The sequence below is a fragment of the Streptomyces sp. genome, assembly GCF_050698815.1.
GTDB lineage: Bacteria > Actinomycetota > Actinomycetes > Streptomycetales > Streptomycetaceae > Streptomyces.
Map to the genome: position 1 here is coordinate 1 of NZ_JBOHCV010000774.1, position 16,889 is coordinate 16,889.

A 16,889-nucleotide genomic window follows, 5' to 3' on the forward strand; every position below is an offset into this window, starting at 1 on the left:
GACCAGCGGGACCGTACGGGAAGCGGCGACCAGACCGACGTCGGTGCCGTCACCGCCCGCCTCCAGCACGGCGAACGCCGACGCGATCAGGGCTCCCGAACTTCCCAGGCCCGTGAGCACGGCCGCGCTCGTCAGCAGCGTGTAGTTGCGTCCGGCCCACGCGGGCATACGCGGCCCGGGGCGCGGGCGCGGGGGAGGCCGCCTGGGAGGTTCATCGGCTGATGCCGCCCCCGGTCTGTGGGTCACCCCCGGACTATGGACGTTTCGGGTGCCGGTCGCAAACCGGTTTCCCGGTGCCCGCACAGCTGCTGCACAGCGTCGCTCCCGGCCGTACCGGATCCCCGTCGTGATCCGGTGGGATGCCGTCTACCCGATCACGGTTCGGACTTGCGGCGGTGAGACCCGTGTGAGGGCAAGCCGTTCGGCTGCGGTGGATCAGCGGGTCCGTTCGGCGGCGTACGTCACGAAGGCGGCCCATGGGCCGGTCGGCACGGAGAGGGTCGGGCTCCGGTCGGTCTTGGAGTCGCGGACGTGGACCCTTCCGGCGCCCACGGCGACCTCTACGCAGTCGCCGCCGTCCGAACCGCTGTAGCTGCTCTTGAACCAGGCCAGCTCGCCGGAAACCGCCACGTTCCGCTCGGTGTTCATAGCTCTCCCGCAAGCTCCTCGATGAAGGCCGCTGATTCCCCGATGTTCAGGGCCATTGAGCGCAGCTTGCCATATCGAAGGCCGAACAGACTCACCTGCGACGGGTCGCTGACAACGTGACCGATGCCCTGAGACTCGAAGTAGCCGAACTGGTGGTGTTCTTCGGTCTCGACGAGCACGATCGGACCGTCGAGACCGGGGTGGTACCCGTAGTCGGCACGCATGACCTGGATCTCCACGTTCCGCAGCCTGCTCTGCTCGAGCAGGTGCTGGAGTTGCGCCCCCATGATCTGGGGGCCGCCCACCGGGTTGCGCAGCGCCGTCTCGCCGACGATGAAGGCGAACTCGGCAGCCGGTGTCTTCGTCAGCAGCTTCTGCCTGGTCAACCGGGCGTCGACGTTGTCCTCGACGGCTTCATCGGTGAGTTGGGGGCAGCGCCCCTCGAATACCGACCGGGCGTAGTCCTCGGTTTGAAGCAATCCGGGGACAAGCTGCGGGTCGTACGAACAGCGGCTGACGGCCTCCATCTCGATGAGGACGAAGTCCCGGAAGAAAGCGGGCAGTTTGGCCAGGTCCACCTCCTCCTGGAGCACTTCGAGCGCTCCGCCTGCCTTCAGCACCCGTTCCGCCGCTGCCGTGAACTGTGCCTTCGCCGGGCGGCGGCCCTGCTCGACCGAGCCGACGTGCTCGAGGGAGTACCCGACCCGAGCGGCCAGCTCTTCCTGTGTCAGACCGGCGTTGTCCCGGAACAGCTTGACCAGCTTCCCGTACCCGACCCAGATCGCCGGCCGGTCCTCATGCGTCCTGCGTGCCTGCTTGTTGCTCGCGTTGCCCATACGCCTCACGTCCTCAAACCGGTGTGTGAAAACCAACGCGGCCCGTCCCGGCCAGGACACGACCTGCGACCCGTACACATCCGCGCAACACCCGTACAAGGCCGTACGGATCGTCCGCGCACGAGCAGCCAAACTGGTGAGACCGACGACTCGACCTGCGACATGCCCGTCACGCCACAAGCGTGGAACCGGTCTCCGGACTAGGGTCGAGCGGTGGCCGACATCGCCGGTACCTCCCCGGAAGACCAAGAACCCGACGCCGCTGCATCGCAGGTCGCCGCCATCGTGGCGGACTGGGCGGCCGCGATCGTCTCCAACGACGCAGCACGGATCGCCGCCTTCATGGCCGACGAGTGGGTGATGGTCTCCGAGTCGGGCGTCACCTCCAAGGAACGGTTTCTCTCGTTCGTCGAGTCCGGGGACCTGACCCACTCGGCTATGGATCTCATCAACCGGGCCAGGGTGAAGGTCTACGGCGATACCGCGGTCTTCACGGGGCGGGTGACCAACACGGCCCACTACCGGGATCAGCGTTTTGACGCGGACGAGTGGACGACCGATGTGTTCGTGAAGCGGGACGGCCGCTGGCTGTGCGTGCTGAGCCAGATCACGGCGGCGTCGGCCGAGGGATGATCAGGCGGCCAGGTGGGTCGTCATGCCGGTTATCGCCATGGCGTTGTCTTCGAAGAGGTGGGCTTGCATGCCAGCTTCCTGGGCCGCATGGCTGTTCACGATAGACGGGAACCGCTCTCCTCACGGAGGCGAACGATGTCAAAGGTCCTCGGGCAGCAACCGGAATGCCGCGTGCCCGGTGAGAGGGCGCATGATGCGGAAGTGCTTGTCCGTGGTGAGCAGAGACTCCGTGCCGTATGCGGCGGCCAGTGCAACGTTCATCGCGTCGGCCAGACCAACGCCCCGGCCTTGGTCGGCGTCGGAGTACCCCTCCATCATGGCGAGCGCCGTACCGACATGCGGTGCGAGATGCGGGATTTCGAAGCGGCGGGTGGCGGTGTAGCGCTCCACGAACCGGAGGGCGGTGATGGCCTTGTCCGCACCGGATCTGGTGGAGATGAGGTAGTCCAGTTCACCCAGCACCAAGGGAGAGATCACGAGGTGCCGGATGGTCCCGAGCGCCTTCTTGTGTTCGTCGTGTCCGGGCAGGCGAGGATCGAGGACGCGGTACAGAGCGTTGGTGTCGGCGATCACGATGTCGGTCACGAACCCATGCCCCTCAGAGTCTCTTCGATCTCGTCGTTGGACAGATCGGGGAGGTCCAGGGCGGGGATGTCGATGTCTCCCATGGGGCCGACGGGGTAGGGCGGGACGTCGCTCTCCTCGTACGGGCGAACTATGGCGACGGGGCGGCCGTTCTTGGTGACCGTGATGATCTCGCCGGCTTCGGCGGCGGCGAGGATGCGAGATGAGTTCTGGTTGAATTCCCGGGCCGTGGTCTCCATGTAGTACAAGGTAATACATGCCGCGTGGGCAGGCAGCGCGAATCTCGTTGGTGCCGGGTGCTCCCGACGGGGTGGAGCGGCCGATGTGGTGGTCAGGCGGACCGGGGGAGGCGTCGGCCGCGTATATTGCGGTGATGAGTGGTGAATTGGTCACATTGTCGCTGTGTGGCGATGTCATGCTCGGCCGCGGCGTCGATCAGGTACTCCCGAATCCGGGTGACCCGGCGCTGCTTGAGGGGTTCATCCAGGATGCCGGAACCTACGTCAGGCTCGCGGAGGCGGTGAACGGCCCGATCCCGGTCCCGGTCGACTTCTCCTGGCCCTGGGGGGACGCGCTGGGGGTGCTGGAGGCGTTCGCCCCCGATGTCCGGGTGGTCAATCTGGAGACCGGTGTCACGCGGAGCGAGGAGTTCGCTCCTGACAAGGGTGTCCACTACCGGATGAGCCCGGCCAATCTGCCGTGCCTCGCCGCCGTACGGCCCGATGTCTGTGTCCTGGCGAACAACCACGTCCTGGACTTCGGGCGCCTCGGCCTCGAGGAGACCCTCGATGCACTGGCCGGGGCTGGGCTGCGGGTGGCGGGCGCGGGCCGCGACGCGGCGCAGGCGCGGCGGCCCGCCATCGTTCCGGTCCGCGGCGGGGGACGGGTCCTGACCTTTTCGATGGGAACACCCTCCAGCGGCATCCCGGGTACGTGGGCTGCGACCGAGGATCGGTCGGGGGTGAACCATCTGGAGGTGCTGTCGGACGACGTGGCGGCCGAAGTCTCGGGCCGTATGCGGGAGATGATGCGACCGGGCGATGTCGTGGTGGCTTCGGTGCACTGGGGTTCCAACTGGGGATACGACGTTCCCGAGGAGCAGATCCGTTTCGCGCACGCGCTCATCGACGGCGGGGTGGACGTGGTGCACGGGCACTCCTCGCACCATCCACGCCCCATCGAGGTGTACCGGGGCAAACTCGTGCTGTACGGCTGCGGTGACTTCATCGACGACTACGAGGGCATCTCGGGTCATGCCGAGTACCGGGACGATCTGCGGCTGCTGTACCTGGTGTCGGTCGAGTCGGACACCGGCCGGCTGGCCGCCCTGCGCATGGCTCCCTTCCAGGCCCGGTGCATGCGGCTGACGCACGCCTCCGCCGAGGACGTGGAGTGGCTGCGTGCCGTGCTCGACCGGGTCAGCAGCGGTTTCGGCGTACGGGTCGAGACCGGCGAGGACGGCATGCTCGTCCCGCGTTCCGCGTCCTACGTGTCTCGGCGGTAGACCCCCGCGCGGGCCGCGGTGAAGGCGGCTGCGGCGGCGCGGCGGGCGCCGGTCGCGTCCAGGGGCGTGCCGGTGGTCAGCAGCCGGTAGTAGAGGGGGGCGGACACGGCCCGGATCACCTCTGGTGGGTCGGTGTCCTCGGGCACCTCGCCGCGCTCGATGGCGAACTCCACGCAGGGCGCCCATTCGTCGACGCGGATCTCGTAGAAGCGGCGCAGTGCTTCGGCCGTCGTCGCGTCGCAAGTGGCCGCCGCGATCACGGCCTTGAACAGACTTCCCTGTCGCGGGTCCGCCAACGTGCGTTGTACGAGGGAGGCGTTGGCCTCCAGATCCGCGAGCAGTGAGCCTGTCTCCGTGCGTGGCGACGACCGTTCGGCCATGTCCACCAGCAGGTCCGCCACCAGTCCGGTGGCGCTTCCCCAGCGACGGTAGACGGTGGTCTTGCCGACATCCGCGTGGCGGGCGACGACCGTGAGGTCCAGGTGGGCGAAGCCCTCCTCGGCCAGTACGTCGGCGGCTGCCCGCAGTACGGCGGCGCGCACGCGGGCCGTACGTCCCCCGGGGCGCAGGGTGCCCGGAGCGGCGTCGTCGTCAGCCAGCATAATGGGTCTCCAGTTTCATTTGGTGCTCACCCCTGTTACGGTACCTGGAGAGTCTAAACGGGACTCAAGATTCATTAAGGGAGAGCTGACCATGGAATACCGGCAGTTGGGCGCGTCCGGACTCAAGGTTCCCGTTCTGAGCCTCGGCACCGGCACCTTCGGCGGTAAGGGACCGCTCTTCGGTGCCTGGGGGGACACCGACGCCCGGGCCGCGCGCCGGCTCGTGGACATCTCCCTGGAGGCGGGCATCACGATGTTCGACTCGGCGGACGTGTACTCCGGCGGCGCGTCCGAAGAGGTGCTCGGTGCGGCCATCAAGGGCCGCCGGGAGCAGGTGATCCTGTCCACCAAGAGCAGCCTGCCGATGGGGGACGGCCCCGGGGACGCGGGCTCCTCCCGGTCCCGCCTGATCGAGACGGTCGACAGCGCCCTGCGGCGCCTCGGTACCGACCACCTCGACCTCTATCAGCTGCACGCCTTCGACGCGGCCACACCGGTCGAGGAGGTGCTGTCCACGCTCGACCAGCTCGTGCGGGACGGGAAGATCCGCTACGCGGGCGTCTCCAACTTCTCGGGCTGGCAGCTGATGAAGTCCCTCGCGGCGGCCGAGAGACACGGCCACCCGCGCTATGTGGCCCACCAGGTGTACTACTCGCTCGTCGGACGCGACTACGAGTGGGAACTGATGCCGCTCGGGCTCGACCAGGGCGTCGGCGCGGTCGTCTGGAGCCCCCTCGGCTGGGGACGGCTCACCGGAAAAGTACGCCGGGATCAGCCGCTGCCCGGCCGAAGCCGCCTGCACAAGACCGCCGAGTACGGCCCGCCCGTGGCGGACGAAGTCCTCTTCCGGGTGGTGGACGAGCTCGACGGGATCGCGAAGGAGACAGGCAGGAGCGTCCCGCAGATCGCCATCAACTGGCTGTTGCGGCGTCCGACGGTGTCCTCCGTCATCATCGGCGCCCGTAACGAGTCCCAACTACGGGAGAACATCGGGGCAGTCGGCTGGACCCTCGCTCCCGAACACGTGGCGAGACTCGATGCCGCGAGCGCACGGAGCGCTCCCTACCCCTACTTCCCCTATCAGCGCCAGGAAGGGTTCAGCCGCCTCAACCCGCCGGCCGTGGACCTCACGCTCCCGTCAGCGGCGGCACCGGCCTGAAACCGGCTGGCCCCCGGCGTCGCTCTCCCCGTGGTCGTGTGAGCGTCGCGCGGCCGAATCCAGCGCGGCCGGCCGGGGGTTGACCCCTTCGCCACTCGCCGGGGGAGCACCGTTCACGGCCCGGTCACCGGGACGGGGTGCGCTTAACCGGCCCAGGGTCGTGAGCCCGGACACGCCCGGCATGAACGCCGAACCGCCGGGTACTGGCCCGCCGGATCTCGTCACGCCCCGCTCACGACTCAGAACATCAGGACCGCCGCCCCATGTTCATGAACCACGTCTCCGCCTCCGTCCCCGAGCGCGTCGTCGCGGTGCCCCGCATCGCCGGACGGATGCGCCAACGCCTGCTGCGCGCCCGCGACTACGCTGGGTACGAGCGCGACGTCGCCCTCCTGCTGATGAAGAGCGCGCTGGCCGGCGTCGCGTCCTGGACGGTGGCCCAGTACTTCGTCACCTCACCCCAGCCCGTGTACGCGCCCCTCGTCGCCCTGCTGGTCGTCCAGTCCACCGTCTACCGCTCGCTGCTGCACTCCGTGCAGTACGTGGCCGCCGTCATCGCGGGCGTGCTGGCCGCCGGTGCGGCGAGTCCGCTGATCGGTGAGAACGTGGGCGCCTTCGCCGTCATGCTCGTCACCGGGCTGCTGGTCGGTCGCTGGCGGCGGCTGGGCACCATGGGCCTGCAGGTGCCCATCGTCGGGATCTTCGCCTACAACGCGCTGCTGGGTGCTCCGGCTACGGGCATGCTGTGGTCGATCGTGTCCATGGTGCTGCTCGGCGCGGGCGTCGGGCTGCTGGTGAACCTGCTGCTGCTGCCGCCCATGCGGTATTCCACGGCGGACCGCGGCGTGCAGGAGCTTTCCACCGCGGTTTTCGTACTGCTGCGGGACATGGCCGCCGGACTGCGTGAGCCGATACCCGAGCAGGACTCCGCCGAGGACTGGCTGCGCCGGGCCCGCCGGCTCGACACGACCGCCGGCAAGGCACGTACCGCCGTCGAGCACGGCGCGGAGAGCATCAGCTACAACCCCGTCCGGCTCTTCCGCAGGCAGCTGCCCGTGACCTTCTCCGGCTACCGCACCATGGTCGAATCCCTGGCCCGCTCGGGGGAGCAGGTGCGCAGCATCGCCTTCGGCCTCCGCAACCTCCTCGACGACGAGGCCGAACGCACGACGGATGCCGAATTCCTCGGTCCGTACGCGGAGGTTCTCGATCTGGTGGCCGACAGCGTGCAGTACGTCGGCAGCACGGAGCAGGAGGGGCAGGAAAGCCTGCAGCGCTCCGTCCGGTTCTGCGGCCGGCGGTGCGAGGAGCTCCAGGAGGAGGCGATGAAGAGTCAGGTGTGGCCGTCGCTCGCCGCCCTGCTGATCGACGCCCACCGGCTCGTCGAGGAGCTCGGCCGGGCCCATGCCCGGGGCGCGGTCCGCGCCGACTGAGGGCCGGCCCCGGGGCGGCGTATGCTGACCGGCACGCGCGCAGGGCGCGACCGGTCCGCGGGAAGGGCGAAGCCCACCTGACGCTCGTCGAACGATGTGGCCCGACCTCTTTTCCGGCCTGATCACGCGGACACCAGGCGCAACGGAATGGAGGCCCCTGTGCCGGTCCACCGACTGCCCGACAACCCGAACCTGGAACGACTGCGCAAGCAGGCCAAGACGCTGCTGCAGTGGGTGCGGGCGGGGGTGCCCAACGCACTCGCGCTCGTCGCCGAGTTCCACCCCCGGCCGCCGGAAGTGCTCAAGCTGTCCGACGCGCAGCTTGTCACCGCACGCATGTACGGCTTCGCCGGCTGGCCCCGGCTCACGCAGCACATCGGCACCGTCGAGCGGTACTCCCGCTCGCCCCACCAGGTCGAGGCCGGCGGCGAACTGCCGGATGAGTTTCTGCGGCTCGCCTGCCTCACCTACGGCGCCGACCACCCCGGCCGGACCCGGGAGGCCGACCTGCTGCTGGAAGGGCAACCGCAGCTCGCCGTGGCGAACGTCTTCACCATGGCGGCCACCGGCTCTCACGACGCGCTCGCGGATGCCCTAACCCAGCAGCCCGGACTGGCCCGCGCGCAGGGCGGCCCCTTCGCGTGGGAGCCGCTGCTGTACCTGACGTACGCGCGCCTCGAGGCCCCGGGCCGCTTGGCGGAGTCGGCCCGGCTGCTGCTCGAGCACGGCGCCGATCCGAACGCAGGGTTCCTGTGGGACGGGCTGACCTCACCGTTCACCGCACTGACCGGCGCCTTCGGCGGCGGCGAGGGCGACCAGCCCATGCATGCCGACGGCCTGGAGCTGGCCCGGCTGCTGCTGCACGCGGGCGCGGACCCCAACGACAGCCAGACCCTGTACAACCGCGGCCTGGGCGGCTCCTTCTCCGACGACACCGCACACCTGGAGCTGCTGCTGGAGTCCGGCCTGGGCCGCGGCGACGGCGGCCCGTGGCAGGCCCGGCTGGGGCCGACGCTGCAGTCCCCGCAGCAGATGCTGCGCGACGAGCTGGCCACCGCGGCGCTGCGGGGCGGGCCGCGCAGCGCCCGGCTGCTCCTGGCGTACGGCGCCGAGCCGGACGGCATCGGCGGTCATCCCGCCCACGGCGGGCGTACCCCGTACGAGCTGGCGCTGCTGAACGGGCACACCGAGGTGGCCGAACTCCTCGCCGCGGCCAGCGCTTCGACGGCTCTGCCCGAGACGGATACGTTCATCGCCGCCTGCATGCGCGCCGACGCCGGCGCGGTGGCCGCGGTGGGACCGGAAGTGCTCACCAGGGTGCTGGCCGGAACACCCGAACTGATCAACCGCGCTGCTGAGCACCGCAATACGGCAGCGGTACGGATGCTGGCCGGGTTCGGCTTCGACGTGAACCACCGCGAGCGCGCCACTCCGTTGCACGAGGCGGCGTGGAACGACGACGTGGATATGGCGCGGACCTTGATCGAGCTGGGCGCCGACCCCGCGCTCAAGGACACCGAGCACGACTCGACACCGCTGGGCTGGGCCGAATTCGGCGGCAAGCGCGCTGTGGCGGCGTATCTGCGGGGACGGGAAGCGTAGGGCCCCATTCCGCTCGGGAACCCGGTGGGCCCCGGTCGCGAAACCGGGGCCCACCCGACTCACTACGCCGTGTCAGCCGGTCTTGCGGCGGAACTGACGCTTGCGTCCGGTCGGCCGCGTCTCGTGGACGTCGGAGGTGAAGTCCTCGTGCGCTTCGCCCTGCTTGGCGCGCTGGTTCTTGCGCTCGAGAGCCTCACGGAACTTCTGCTTCATATCGGTGACTTCGTCACCGGTGTTCTCGGCCATGGTGAACCCCCTGACAGGTAACGCATCGGCGTGGGTGCGACGTCGGATCACCATTCAGCACGACCCGGGCGCCCGAAGCGAGCGATTTTCCACCGCAGCCGGAAACCGCGGTACACGTGAGCACAAGGGTACGGTGTCGCACGCCACTCCGTGTGCGTCATCCGTTGCCGGGAGTGAGTGCCGTGCCCGCGGGGATGTTCAGCGACAGCGGGGACGTGTTGCGGCGCCGCACCGGGAAACCCGCATCGCGAGTTAGCTGAATGCAGCCCACACAGCGTGGCCCGGCAGGGTCGGGTCAGCGGGACGGAAACCTATGACCGGCGGGTACATGGGTCCCGAGGACTTCGGCCGGGACCCGTTCGGAGACTTCATCGCGCGCTTTCTGGGCGGCGGCACCCCCTCCGCGGGTGGCAGCGGCCGTCGCGATCCCCGCTACTACGACTTTCTCCGGCTGATGAGCGAGCCCGCCCGGCAACTCGTCTCCGAAGCGGCTTCGTACGCGGCCAAGCACGGCAGCAGCGATCTGGACACCGAGCACCTGCTGCGGGCGGCGCTGACCACCGAGCCGACCCGCACCATGATCACCCGGGCCGGCGCGGACGCCGACGGGCTGGCCCAGGAGATCGACCGGGACGTCGGTGACGGGACGCCCCGCAAGTCCATCTCCGTCAGCCCCGCCGTCAAGCGCGCCCTGCTGGACGCGCACGACATCGCACGCTCCCGCGGCGCCTCCTACATCGGCTCCGAGCACGTGCTGATCGCGCTCGCCGCCAACCGGGACTCCACCGCCGGGCAGATACTCAACACCGCACACTTCGACCCGCGGTCCGCCGCCTCGGGCACGCACCCGCCGGGCTTCCCGGGCGGCCAGGGCGGCCCCGAGGCGCAGCCGGGCCTCGGCCCGCAGGGGCAGCCGCCGCGCAGCGAGACGCCCACCCTCGACAAGTACGGCGGTGACCTGACCGAGATGGCCCGCGACGGCCGTATCGACCCGGTGATCGGCAGGACGGAGGAGATCGAGCAGACCATCGAGATCCTCGCCCGGCGCGGCAAGAACAACCCCGTCCTCATCGGTGAGGCGGGCGTCGGCAAGACCGCCATCGTGGAGGGGCTGGCCCAGCGCATCGTCGACGGCGATGTGCCGGACAATCTCCTGGGGCGGCGCGTCGTCCAGCTCGACGTCTCGGGCGTGGTCGCCGGCACCCGCTACCGGGGCGACTTCGAGGAGCGGCTGAGCGCGATCATCGACGAGATCCGCGCACACTCCGAGGAACTGATCGTCTTCATCGACGAGGTGCACACCGTCGTGGGCGCGGGCGGCGGCGGCTCCGAGGGCGGCTCGATGGACGCCGGCCAGATGCTCAAGCCGCCGCTCTCCCGCGGCGAGCTGCACGTCATCGGCGCCACCACGCTGGAGGAGCACCGCCGCCACATCGAGAAGGACGCCGCCCTGGCCCGCCGCTTCCAGCCCGTCCTGGTCCCCGAGCCCAGCGAGCCCGACGCCGTGGAGATCCTGCGCGGACTGCGCGACCGCTACGAAGCACATCACCAGGTGCGCTACACCGATGAGGCGCTGATCGCCGCCGTGGAACTGTCCGACCGCTATCTGACCGGCCGCTATCTCCCCGACAAGGCGATCGACCTGCTGGACCAGGCCGGCGCCCGGGTACGGCTGCGCACCGCGACCCGCGGCACCGACGTACGGGCGCTGGAGCGCGAGGCCGAACAGGCCGGCCGCGACAAGGACCAGGCGGTCGCCGCCGAGGACTACGAGCGCGCCACTCAGCTGCGCGACCGGCTCAGCGACCTGGAACAGCAGATCGCCGAGAACGAGCGCAAGCAGCAGCCCAACGGCCGCATCGCCGAGGTCACCGTGGAGGACATCGCCGGCATCGTCTCGCGGCAGACCGGCATTCCCGTCAGCAACCTCACCGAGGAGGAGAAGGAGCGGCTGCTCGGCCTCGAGGAGCGGCTCCGCGGGCGGGTCATCGGACAGGACGAGGCCGTCTCCGCCGTCTCCGACGCGGTGCTGCGCTCCCGGGCCGGCCTGGCCAGCCCGGCCCGGCCCATCGGCAGCTTCCTCTTCCTCGGCCCCACCGGGGTCGGCAAGACCGAACTCGCCCGCGCCCTGGCCGAGTCGCTGTTCGGCACCGACGACCGGATGGTGCGGCTCGACATGAGCGAGTACCAGGAGCGGCACACCGTGAGCCGGCTGGTGGGCGCCCCGCCCGGATACGTCGGGCACGAGGACGCTGGCCAGCTGACGGAGACCGTACGGCGGGACCCGTACTCGCTGCTGCTCCTGGACGAGATCGAGAAGGCGCACCCGGACGTCTTCAACATGCTGCTCCAGGTGCTGGACGACGGGCGGCTGACCGACTCGCAGGGCCGCACGGTCGACTTCACCAACACCGTCATCGTGATGACCAGCAACCTCGGTTCGGAGGCCATCACCGGGCGCGGCGCGGTGCTGGGCTTCGGCGGCGGTGGCGCGGAGGACGAGGAGGAGGCCCGCAGGGAGCGGGTGCTGCGTCCGCTGCGGGAGCAGTTCCGGCCCGAGTTCCTCAACCGCATCGACGAGATCGTCATCTTCCGCCAGCTCTCCGACCAGCAGCTGCGGCGGATCACCGACATGCTGCTGGACGAGACGCGGCGGCGGGTGCGCGCGCAGGACCTGGCCATCGAGTTCGCGCCCGCGGCCGTCGACTGGCTGGCCCGACGGGGCTACCAACCGGAGTACGGTGCCAGGCCGTTGCGCCGGACCATCCAGCGCGAGGTGGACAACCGGCTCTCGCGGATGCTGCTCAGCGGCGAACTGAGGCCGCACAGCCGGCTCCTGGTGGACGCGGACGGCGATCAGCTGGCGTTCCGCTTGGAGACGGGCACGGACACGGGTTCCGGCACGGACGCGGCCACGGACACCGGTGCGGACGCCGATGCCGGCACGGATGAGGGGCCGGGGTGACGGAGTGGTGAGCGGGGCGTAAGAGATATGCCTCTTGTCCGGCGCACTGGGTAAGCGCTGGACAAGAGGCTTTCAGCCGCACCTACTTGAGGAGTCCACCGCGATGCCGCTGACGTTCCGTAAGAGCTTCCGGATCCTGCCCGGAGTGACGCTGAACATCAACCGCAAGTCCGTGTCCGTGACCACTGGCGGCAAGGACGGCACCCCGAAACACACCGTCAGCTCCAACGGCCGGCGTACGACCTCCATGGACCTGCCCGGACCCTTCGGCTACCGGCACACCTCGACGAAGCGCAGCCGCCGCCGGTCGAAGTCCTCGGACTGAGGGAGAGCGGGACGTGAGCGGGACACCCCGGGCGCTCAGTGCTTCCGCGCTCCGGGGATCTCGCCGGTCTCCGTGACCGTACGGACGATGTCGCGGAGCTTGACGTTCTGGTCCTGCGAGCTCTTCTTCAACACGGCGAAGGCCTGGTCCTCGTCGAGTCCGTAGCGCTCCATCACGATGCCGATCGCCTCCCCGATCTCGTGCCGGGACTGCATGGCCGTGTGAAGTTGGGCGTGGGTACGGGCGCTGGAGAAGGCGACCGCCGCGTGCGAGGCCAGCAGCCAGCCGACGTGCTCGGAGCGCTGGGTGAACGCGTTGGGCTGCGAGGAGTAGAGGTCGAGGGCGCCGAGGTTGTCGTCCTCGGTGAAGAGCATGAAGCCCATCATGCTGCCGACGCCGAGTTTCCGTGCCTGGGGGGCGTACCGGGGCCACCGGGGTTCGGTCTCGGTCATGTCCGCGACCCGGTAGACCTCCGTCGCGTTCCGGGTCGCGTCGAAGCAGGGGCCTTCGCCCAGCTCGCCCTGCATCCGGTCCGAGGCGCGGACGACGTCGCTGGATGTGGCCAGCGTCTGTACCTGCCCGGCCTCCACGGTCAGCACACCGGCCGCCTCACAGCCGTCCACCATCCGCACGGCGTGCTCCACGATGCGGTCGAGCGTCTGCTGCACCGACTGCTGCGCCAGCAGGTCGCGGGCCATCCGCGCGAGCTCCGTAGCGAACTTCTCCACCGGGTCGCCCTCCATGCCCATGCCGGGACACCTCCGCTGCCGTCCGTCCGAGAAGTACGGAGGCACACGGTATACGTACCCATGTCGGTACGGACGGCCGCCTCACCCGGTGCGGAACGCCGCGCTCCGGAAGCGCCGACGGCGTGCCTGCCGGGGCGGGGCTGGGCGACGGGCTATTTGAGCAGCCGCGACATCCGGCGGTCCGCGAGCGGCTTGCCGCCCGTCTGGCAGGTGGGGCAGTACTGCAGCGAAGAGTCGCTGAAGGACACCTCGCGCACCGTGTCACCGCAGACCGGACAGGACTCGCCGGTGCGGCCGTGCACGCGCAGCCCGGTCTTCTTCTCCGACTTCAGCTTTCCGGCCGCCAGCCCCCGAGACCGTTCGACGGCCTCCGTGAGGGTGCCGCGCAGCGACTCGTACAGCGCGGCGATCTCCTCCTCGGTCAGCTCGGCGGCGATCTTGAAGGGCGACATGTGTGCCGCGTGCAGGATCTCGTCCGAGTAGGCGTTGCCGATGCCGGCGATCACGCCCTGGTCGCGCAGCAGGCCCTTGATGCGGTGGCGTTGACCGCGGACGAGTCCGGCGAAGATCTCGGGCGTGAAGGCGTCGGCGAGCGGGTCGGGCCCCAGCCGCGCGATGCCCGGCACCGCTGCCGCCTCGGGCACGCAGTAGACGGCGAGGCTCTTGCGCGTCCCCGCCTCGGTGACGTCGAAGCCGCCGCCCTCGCCGCCCCGCTCGGGACCCACGAGCGAGACCCGCAGCGCCAGCGGGCCCTTCCCCGGGCGAGGCGGCTGGGCCGGCATCGTCTCCCGCCAGCGCAGCCAGCCCGCCCGGGCGAGGTGGATGACCAGATGCAGGCCACCCACCTCCAGGTCGAGGAACTTGCCGTGCCGGTGCACCCCCGTGCAGGTCCGCCCACGGAAGGAGCCGGGCGGCACCTCGTACGTCTTGAGCACGCTCACCGCCACCGGCAGTACGCGCTCCACCGAGCGCCCGGTGACGCGCTCGTCGAGAAAGCCGCGCAAGGCCTCGACCTCGGGCAGTTCCGGCATGGTCGCCTCCCCTCAGCCCCGGCCCCGTCAGCTCAGCTTCGTGGTCAGGGTGATGCTGGTGCCCGAAAGGGCCTGGGAGACCGGGCAGTTGGCCTTGGCGTCCTCGGCCGCGGCGGTGAAGGCGGCCTCGTCGATCCCCGGCACCTCGCCCTCCACGGTGAGGTGTACGCCGGTGATGCCGGTGCCCGGCTGGAAGGTCACCTCGGCCTGGGTGGTCAGCCGGGAGGGCGGGCTGCCCGCGGAGTCCAGCCCGTTGGAGAGCGCCATGGAGAAGCAGGCGGAGTGCGCGGCGGCGATCAGCTCTTCCGGGCTGGTCCTGCCGTGCGGCTCCTCGGCACGCGCGGCCCAGGAGACGGGGTGGCTCCCGATGCCGGACGAGTCGAACGAGGTCTGACCGGCACCCTCCTTCAGATTGCCGCTCCAGACGGTGTGTGCCGTACGTGTCGTCGCCATGGTCCTTCTCTCCTGTCGGCCGGGCCGGGATGTCGCACTGATCCTCCGCCCCAGGATGGCTCTTCGGCCGGGACGACGCGCCGGTACCGGCCGGTTTCATCTGCTTTGGCATCGCTGCGCACGGTGGCGAGTCCGGGGTACGGCACCGGTGTTGGGGGTACGCGACGGATACCCGGCAGAAGGAGTGCACTGTGATCAAGGGCGTCGACGTCTCGTCGTACCAGCCATCCGACTACAGCACGAAGGGCCTCGACTTCGTCTTCATCAAGATCACGGAGGGCCGCTCCTACACCAACCCCAAGTGGGTCAAGCAGCGCGCCACCGCGCGCGAGGCCGAACTGGTCACCGGCTTCTATCACTTCGGCCGCGCCGGCAGCATGAAGGCACAGGCCGACTACTTCCTGTCCAAGATCAATCTGGTCCGCGGCGACATGCTCGTACTGGACTGGGAGGACTCGGACGTCAGCAACGCGGAGAAGGACTCCTGGATCAAGTACGTGCAGAAGGAATGCCCGCACACCAGGGTGCTGCTCTACTGCAACACCAACTTCTGGCTCAACCACGACACCACGTCCTTCGCCGGCGACGGCCTGTGGATCGCCCACTACAACGGCAAGCCGGGGCAGCCCGGCATCAAGCACCCGTGGCGTTTCCACCAGTACACGGACGACCCCATCGACACCAACCTCGGTAAGTTCGACAGCCGTTCGGAGCTGCGCGCCTGGGCCCGCGACAAGAACGCCTGACGGCCGTCGCACGCGGGCGGCCGCGCGGAAGGGCGGACCGCATGCCGACGAGTGCGACGACAGGCGCTGCCGGGGCGGATAACCTCAGGACATGCCGGAAGCCAGAACCAGCCCGCCGACCGACGACGACACCCCCAAAAGCGGCGAGCACGACGAACATGACGAACGCGCCGCGGACGACGAGCAGTTCGCCGCGACCGACGAGGAGCCGCCGCGCACGGGGATGACACCACGACAGGCCCGCCGGGTCCGGATCGTTCTCTCCGGCGTCGTCATGGTGGCCGTGGCCGTCGCCCTCGTGCTGCGGCTGGGCAGTGCGCCCTCCGTGCTCACCGTGGGCTTCTACGGCTTCGCCCTCATCCTCTCCGGCACCGCCATAGTGCTCAGCCGCCGTGGCCGCACCGCGGTGGCCACGGTCGTGCTGGGGGTGGGCGTCGGCGTGGTCGCGCTGGCCGAGGAGCTGCTCAGGTCGGCGCAGTGACGGATGTGCCGTGCCGGACAAGACCTAGGGTGTTCGCATGACGGATGAGCTGCCTGAGATGCGGGCCTCGGACGCGGAGCGCGAGCGGGTCGCCGAGGTGCTGCGCGACGCGCTGGCCGAGGGGCGACTCGGCATGGACGAGTTCCAGGAGCGCCTGGACAGCACTTATCAGGCCCGTACGCGCGGCGAGCTGGTCCCGATCGTGCGCGATCTGCCGCAGTCCGGAGCCGACAGTGTGCCCGCCGGCACCGGCCTGGAACGCCCGGGGAGCTCCGCCGCCGCTCCCCGCAAGCAGCGCTGGGCGGAACGGATCGGCGGCACCGGCACCTCCCGCTGGGGCGTCGCCCTGATGAGTGCCTTCGTCCGCAAGGGCCAGTGGACGGTGCCGCGTGCCTTCACCGGCATCGCCGTCATGGGCGGCGGCGAACTCGACCTGCGGGACGCGCGCTTCGAGGACCGTGAGGTCGTCATCCGCTGCTTCACCCTGATGGGCGGGGTCAGCATCGTCGTACCGCCGGGCGTGGAGGTCGACGAGCGGGGCATCGGCATCATGGGCGGATTCGACTCGTCCGCGGTCGGCCTGGGCGAGCCCGGCGCCCCGCGTGTGGTGATCACCGGCCTCTGCGTGATGGGTGGGGTGGAGGTCAAGCGGAAGCTCCCGCGCGAGGAGAAGCAACTGCTGCGCGAGGAGCGGCGCGAGCGCCGGGAACTCGAGCGCCGTGAGCGGACCGAGGACCACGACCACCGGCACGGCGGGCACGGGCACGGTGGTCACGGACCCGGCGAGCGCAAGTCGCTGTAAGGGGCGTGCCTTCGGCTCGCCCCGCCCGCGGAGCAGCGGCGCGGCCGCTCACCACCAGGCGGCGGGGTCCGCGCCGGGCAGACCGGGCG

General features: G+C 70.0%; 19 protein-coding genes and 1 pseudogene. 10 read left to right on the forward strand and 10 right to left on the reverse strand.

What is annotated here, in order from left to right; genetic code table 11:
- The 3 genes and pseudogenes from ACRDP3_RS27735 to ACRDP3_RS27745 all read right to left on the reverse strand — a co-directional run.
- Positions 1 to 168 (reverse strand): annotated as a pseudogene (locus tag ACRDP3_RS27735) (MFS transporter); the annotation flags it as partial.
- A 267-nt stretch (positions 169 to 435) separates the two neighbouring features.
- Positions 436 to 648, reverse strand: coding sequence for a DUF397 domain-containing protein (locus tag ACRDP3_RS27740; protein ID WP_431519769.1), 213 nt, complete (start codon positions 646 to 648; stop codon positions 436 to 438).
- The gene (locus ACRDP3_RS27745; protein WP_431519770.1) at positions 645 to 1,484 is read right to left on the reverse strand and encodes a helix-turn-helix domain-containing protein; all 840 of its coding nucleotides are present in this window, start codon (positions 1,482 to 1,484) and stop codon (positions 645 to 647) included. The genes ACRDP3_RS27740 and ACRDP3_RS27745 overlap by 4 nt, the downstream gene beginning before the upstream one ends.
- A gap of 222 nt (positions 1,485 to 1,706) precedes the next feature.
- Here ACRDP3_RS27745 and ACRDP3_RS27750 point away from each other — a divergent pair, with 222 nt between their 5' ends.
- Complete coding sequence (locus ACRDP3_RS27750; protein WP_431519787.1) at positions 1,707 to 2,117, forward strand: nuclear transport factor 2 family protein; 411 nt, start codon at positions 1,707 to 1,709, stop codon at positions 2,115 to 2,117.
- 138 nt (positions 2,118 to 2,255) lie between these two features.
- Here ACRDP3_RS27750 and ACRDP3_RS27755 read toward each other — a convergent pair whose 3' ends face one another.
- Together ACRDP3_RS27755 and ACRDP3_RS27760 are read right to left on the reverse strand one after the other, a co-directional pair.
- Positions 2,256 to 2,702 carry a PIN domain-containing protein gene (locus tag ACRDP3_RS27755; RefSeq protein ID WP_431519771.1) on the reverse strand — a complete coding sequence of 149 codons (447 nt, stop codon included), beginning with the start codon at positions 2,700 to 2,702 and terminating at the stop codon, positions 2,256 to 2,258.
- Positions 2,699 to 2,941 (reverse strand): type II toxin-antitoxin system Phd/YefM family antitoxin, encoded by a 243-nt coding sequence (locus ACRDP3_RS27760; protein ID WP_431519772.1) that lies wholly within the window; start codon positions 2,939 to 2,941, stop codon positions 2,699 to 2,701. Before ACRDP3_RS27760 ends, ACRDP3_RS27755 begins: the two co-directional genes overlap by 4 nt.
- A gap of 134 nt (positions 2,942 to 3,075) precedes the next feature.
- Here ACRDP3_RS27760 and ACRDP3_RS27765 point away from each other — a divergent pair, with 134 nt between their 5' ends.
- Entirely contained in the window at positions 3,076 to 4,206 is a 1,131-nt protein-coding gene (locus ACRDP3_RS27765) for a CapA family protein (RefSeq protein ID WP_431519773.1), read from the forward strand.
- On the opposite strand, the gene ACRDP3_RS27770 is transcribed toward ACRDP3_RS27765, so the two are convergent.
- Positions 4,188 to 4,808 (reverse strand): TetR-like C-terminal domain-containing protein, encoded by a 621-nt coding sequence (locus tag ACRDP3_RS27770; RefSeq protein ID WP_431519774.1) that lies wholly within the window; start codon positions 4,806 to 4,808, stop codon positions 4,188 to 4,190. The genes ACRDP3_RS27765 and ACRDP3_RS27770 overlap by 19 nt on opposite strands.
- 91 nt (positions 4,809 to 4,899) lie before the next feature.
- Between ACRDP3_RS27770 and ACRDP3_RS27775 the strand changes: the two genes are divergently transcribed.
- The 3 genes from ACRDP3_RS27775 (at position 4,900) to ACRDP3_RS27785 (ending at position 9,002) form a co-directional block, all read left to right on the forward strand.
- Positions 4,900 to 5,967 carry an aldo/keto reductase gene (locus ACRDP3_RS27775; protein WP_431519775.1) on the forward strand — a complete coding sequence of 356 codons (1,068 nt, stop codon included), beginning with the start codon at positions 4,900 to 4,902 and terminating at the stop codon, positions 5,965 to 5,967.
- A 263-nt stretch (positions 5,968 to 6,230) separates the two neighbouring features.
- Positions 6,231 to 7,400 carry an FUSC family protein gene (locus ACRDP3_RS27780; protein ID WP_431519776.1) on the forward strand — a complete coding sequence of 390 codons (1,170 nt, stop codon included), beginning with the start codon at positions 6,231 to 6,233 and terminating at the stop codon, positions 7,398 to 7,400.
- A 159-nt stretch (positions 7,401 to 7,559) separates the two neighbouring features.
- A complete protein-coding gene (locus ACRDP3_RS27785; RefSeq protein WP_431519777.1) occupies positions 7,560 to 9,002 on the forward strand; it encodes an ankyrin repeat domain-containing protein in 1,443 nt (480 codons plus the stop codon).
- 72 nt (positions 9,003 to 9,074) lie between these two features.
- Here ACRDP3_RS27785 and ACRDP3_RS27790 read toward each other — a convergent pair whose 3' ends face one another.
- Positions 9,075 to 9,248: a DUF5302 domain-containing protein gene (locus tag ACRDP3_RS27790; RefSeq protein ID WP_431519778.1), complete on the reverse strand. Its 174-nt coding sequence runs from the start codon at positions 9,246 to 9,248 to the stop codon at positions 9,075 to 9,077.
- A 313-nt stretch (positions 9,249 to 9,561) separates the two neighbouring features.
- Here ACRDP3_RS27790 and ACRDP3_RS27795 point away from each other — a divergent pair, with 313 nt between their 5' ends.
- Together ACRDP3_RS27795 and ACRDP3_RS27800 are read left to right on the forward strand one after the other, a co-directional pair.
- Positions 9,562 to 12,213: an ATP-dependent Clp protease ATP-binding subunit gene (locus ACRDP3_RS27795; RefSeq protein WP_431519779.1), complete on the forward strand. Its 2,652-nt coding sequence runs from the start codon at positions 9,562 to 9,564 to the stop codon at positions 12,211 to 12,213.
- Between the two features lie 103 nt (positions 12,214 to 12,316).
- Positions 12,317 to 12,538, forward strand: coding sequence for a DUF4236 domain-containing protein (locus ACRDP3_RS27800; protein ID WP_431519780.1), 222 nt, complete (start codon positions 12,317 to 12,319; stop codon positions 12,536 to 12,538).
- 35 nt (positions 12,539 to 12,573) lie between these two features.
- Here the strand turns inward: ACRDP3_RS27800 and ACRDP3_RS27805 are convergent, their stop codons facing one another.
- From ACRDP3_RS27805 to ACRDP3_RS27815, 3 genes are all read right to left on the reverse strand, one after another.
- Positions 12,574 to 13,287 (reverse strand): GAF and ANTAR domain-containing protein, encoded by a 714-nt coding sequence (locus ACRDP3_RS27805; RefSeq protein ID WP_431519781.1) that lies wholly within the window; start codon positions 13,285 to 13,287, stop codon positions 12,574 to 12,576.
- Positions 13,288 to 13,439: 152 nt separating this feature from the next.
- A complete protein-coding gene (locus ACRDP3_RS27810; protein WP_431519782.1) occupies positions 13,440 to 14,318 on the reverse strand; it encodes an Fpg/Nei family DNA glycosylase in 879 nt (292 codons plus the stop codon).
- A 27-nt stretch (positions 14,319 to 14,345) separates the two neighbouring features.
- Positions 14,346 to 14,771, reverse strand: a complete 426-nt coding sequence (locus tag ACRDP3_RS27815; protein ID WP_431519783.1) for an OsmC family peroxiredoxin — start codon at positions 14,769 to 14,771, stop codon at positions 14,346 to 14,348.
- A 191-nt stretch (positions 14,772 to 14,962) separates the two neighbouring features.
- On the opposite strand from ACRDP3_RS27815, the gene ACRDP3_RS27820 reads away from it, so the two are divergent.
- The 3 genes from ACRDP3_RS27820 (at position 14,963) to ACRDP3_RS27830 (ending at position 16,800) form a co-directional block, all read left to right on the forward strand.
- A complete protein-coding gene (locus ACRDP3_RS27820; protein ID WP_431519784.1) occupies positions 14,963 to 15,517 on the forward strand; it encodes a glycoside hydrolase family 25 protein in 555 nt (184 codons plus the stop codon).
- 91 nt (positions 15,518 to 15,608) lie between these two features.
- Positions 15,609 to 15,998, forward strand: coding sequence for a hypothetical protein (locus ACRDP3_RS27825; protein ID WP_431519785.1), 390 nt, complete (start codon positions 15,609 to 15,611; stop codon positions 15,996 to 15,998).
- Between the two features lie 37 nt (positions 15,999 to 16,035).
- The gene (locus ACRDP3_RS27830) at positions 16,036 to 16,800 is read left to right on the forward strand and encodes a DUF1707 SHOCT-like domain-containing protein (protein WP_431519786.1); all 765 of its coding nucleotides are present in this window, start codon (positions 16,036 to 16,038) and stop codon (positions 16,798 to 16,800) included.
- Positions 16,801 to 16,889 lie beyond the last annotated feature (89 nt).

Bases quoted from the DNA above. Each gene is read 5' to 3' on its own strand.
- ACRDP3_RS27830 (WP_431519786.1), top strand. From the start codon at position 16,036: ATGACGGATGAGCTGCCTGAGATGCGGGCCTCGGACGCGGAGCGCGAG.
- ACRDP3_RS27810 (WP_431519782.1), bottom strand. From the start codon at position 14,318: ATGCCGGAACTGCCCGAGGTCGAGGCCTTGCGCGGCTTTCTCGACGAG.
- ACRDP3_RS27795 (WP_431519779.1), top strand. From the start codon at position 9,562: ATGACCGGCGGGTACATGGGTCCCGAGGACTTCGGCCGGGACCCGTTC.
- ACRDP3_RS27800 (WP_431519780.1), top strand. From the start codon at position 12,317: ATGCCGCTGACGTTCCGTAAGAGCTTCCGGATCCTGCCCGGAGTGACG.
- ACRDP3_RS27740 (WP_431519769.1), bottom strand. From the start codon at position 648: ATGAACACCGAGCGGAACGTGGCGGTTTCCGGCGAGCTGGCCTGGTTC.
- ACRDP3_RS27760 (WP_431519772.1), bottom strand. From the start codon at position 2,941: ATGGAGACCACGGCCCGGGAATTCAACCAGAACTCATCTCGCATCCTC.
- ACRDP3_RS27770 (WP_431519774.1), bottom strand. From the start codon at position 4,808: ATGCTGGCTGACGACGACGCCGCTCCGGGCACCCTGCGCCCCGGGGGA.
- ACRDP3_RS27780 (WP_431519776.1), top strand. From the start codon at position 6,231: ATGTTCATGAACCACGTCTCCGCCTCCGTCCCCGAGCGCGTCGTCGCG.
- ACRDP3_RS27775 (WP_431519775.1), top strand. From the start codon at position 4,900: ATGGAATACCGGCAGTTGGGCGCGTCCGGACTCAAGGTTCCCGTTCTG.
- ACRDP3_RS27790 (WP_431519778.1), bottom strand. From the start codon at position 9,248: ATGGCCGAGAACACCGGTGACGAAGTCACCGATATGAAGCAGAAGTTC.
- ACRDP3_RS27745 (WP_431519770.1), bottom strand. From the start codon at position 1,484: ATGGGCAACGCGAGCAACAAGCAGGCACGCAGGACGCATGAGGACCGG.
- ACRDP3_RS27765 (WP_431519773.1), top strand. From the start codon at position 3,076: ATGAGTGGTGAATTGGTCACATTGTCGCTGTGTGGCGATGTCATGCTC.
- ACRDP3_RS27815 (WP_431519783.1), bottom strand. From the start codon at position 14,771: ATGGCGACGACACGTACGGCACACACCGTCTGGAGCGGCAATCTGAAG.
- ACRDP3_RS27825 (WP_431519785.1), top strand. From the start codon at position 15,609: ATGCCGGAAGCCAGAACCAGCCCGCCGACCGACGACGACACCCCCAAA.
- ACRDP3_RS27805 (WP_431519781.1), bottom strand. From the start codon at position 13,287: ATGGGCATGGAGGGCGACCCGGTGGAGAAGTTCGCTACGGAGCTCGCG.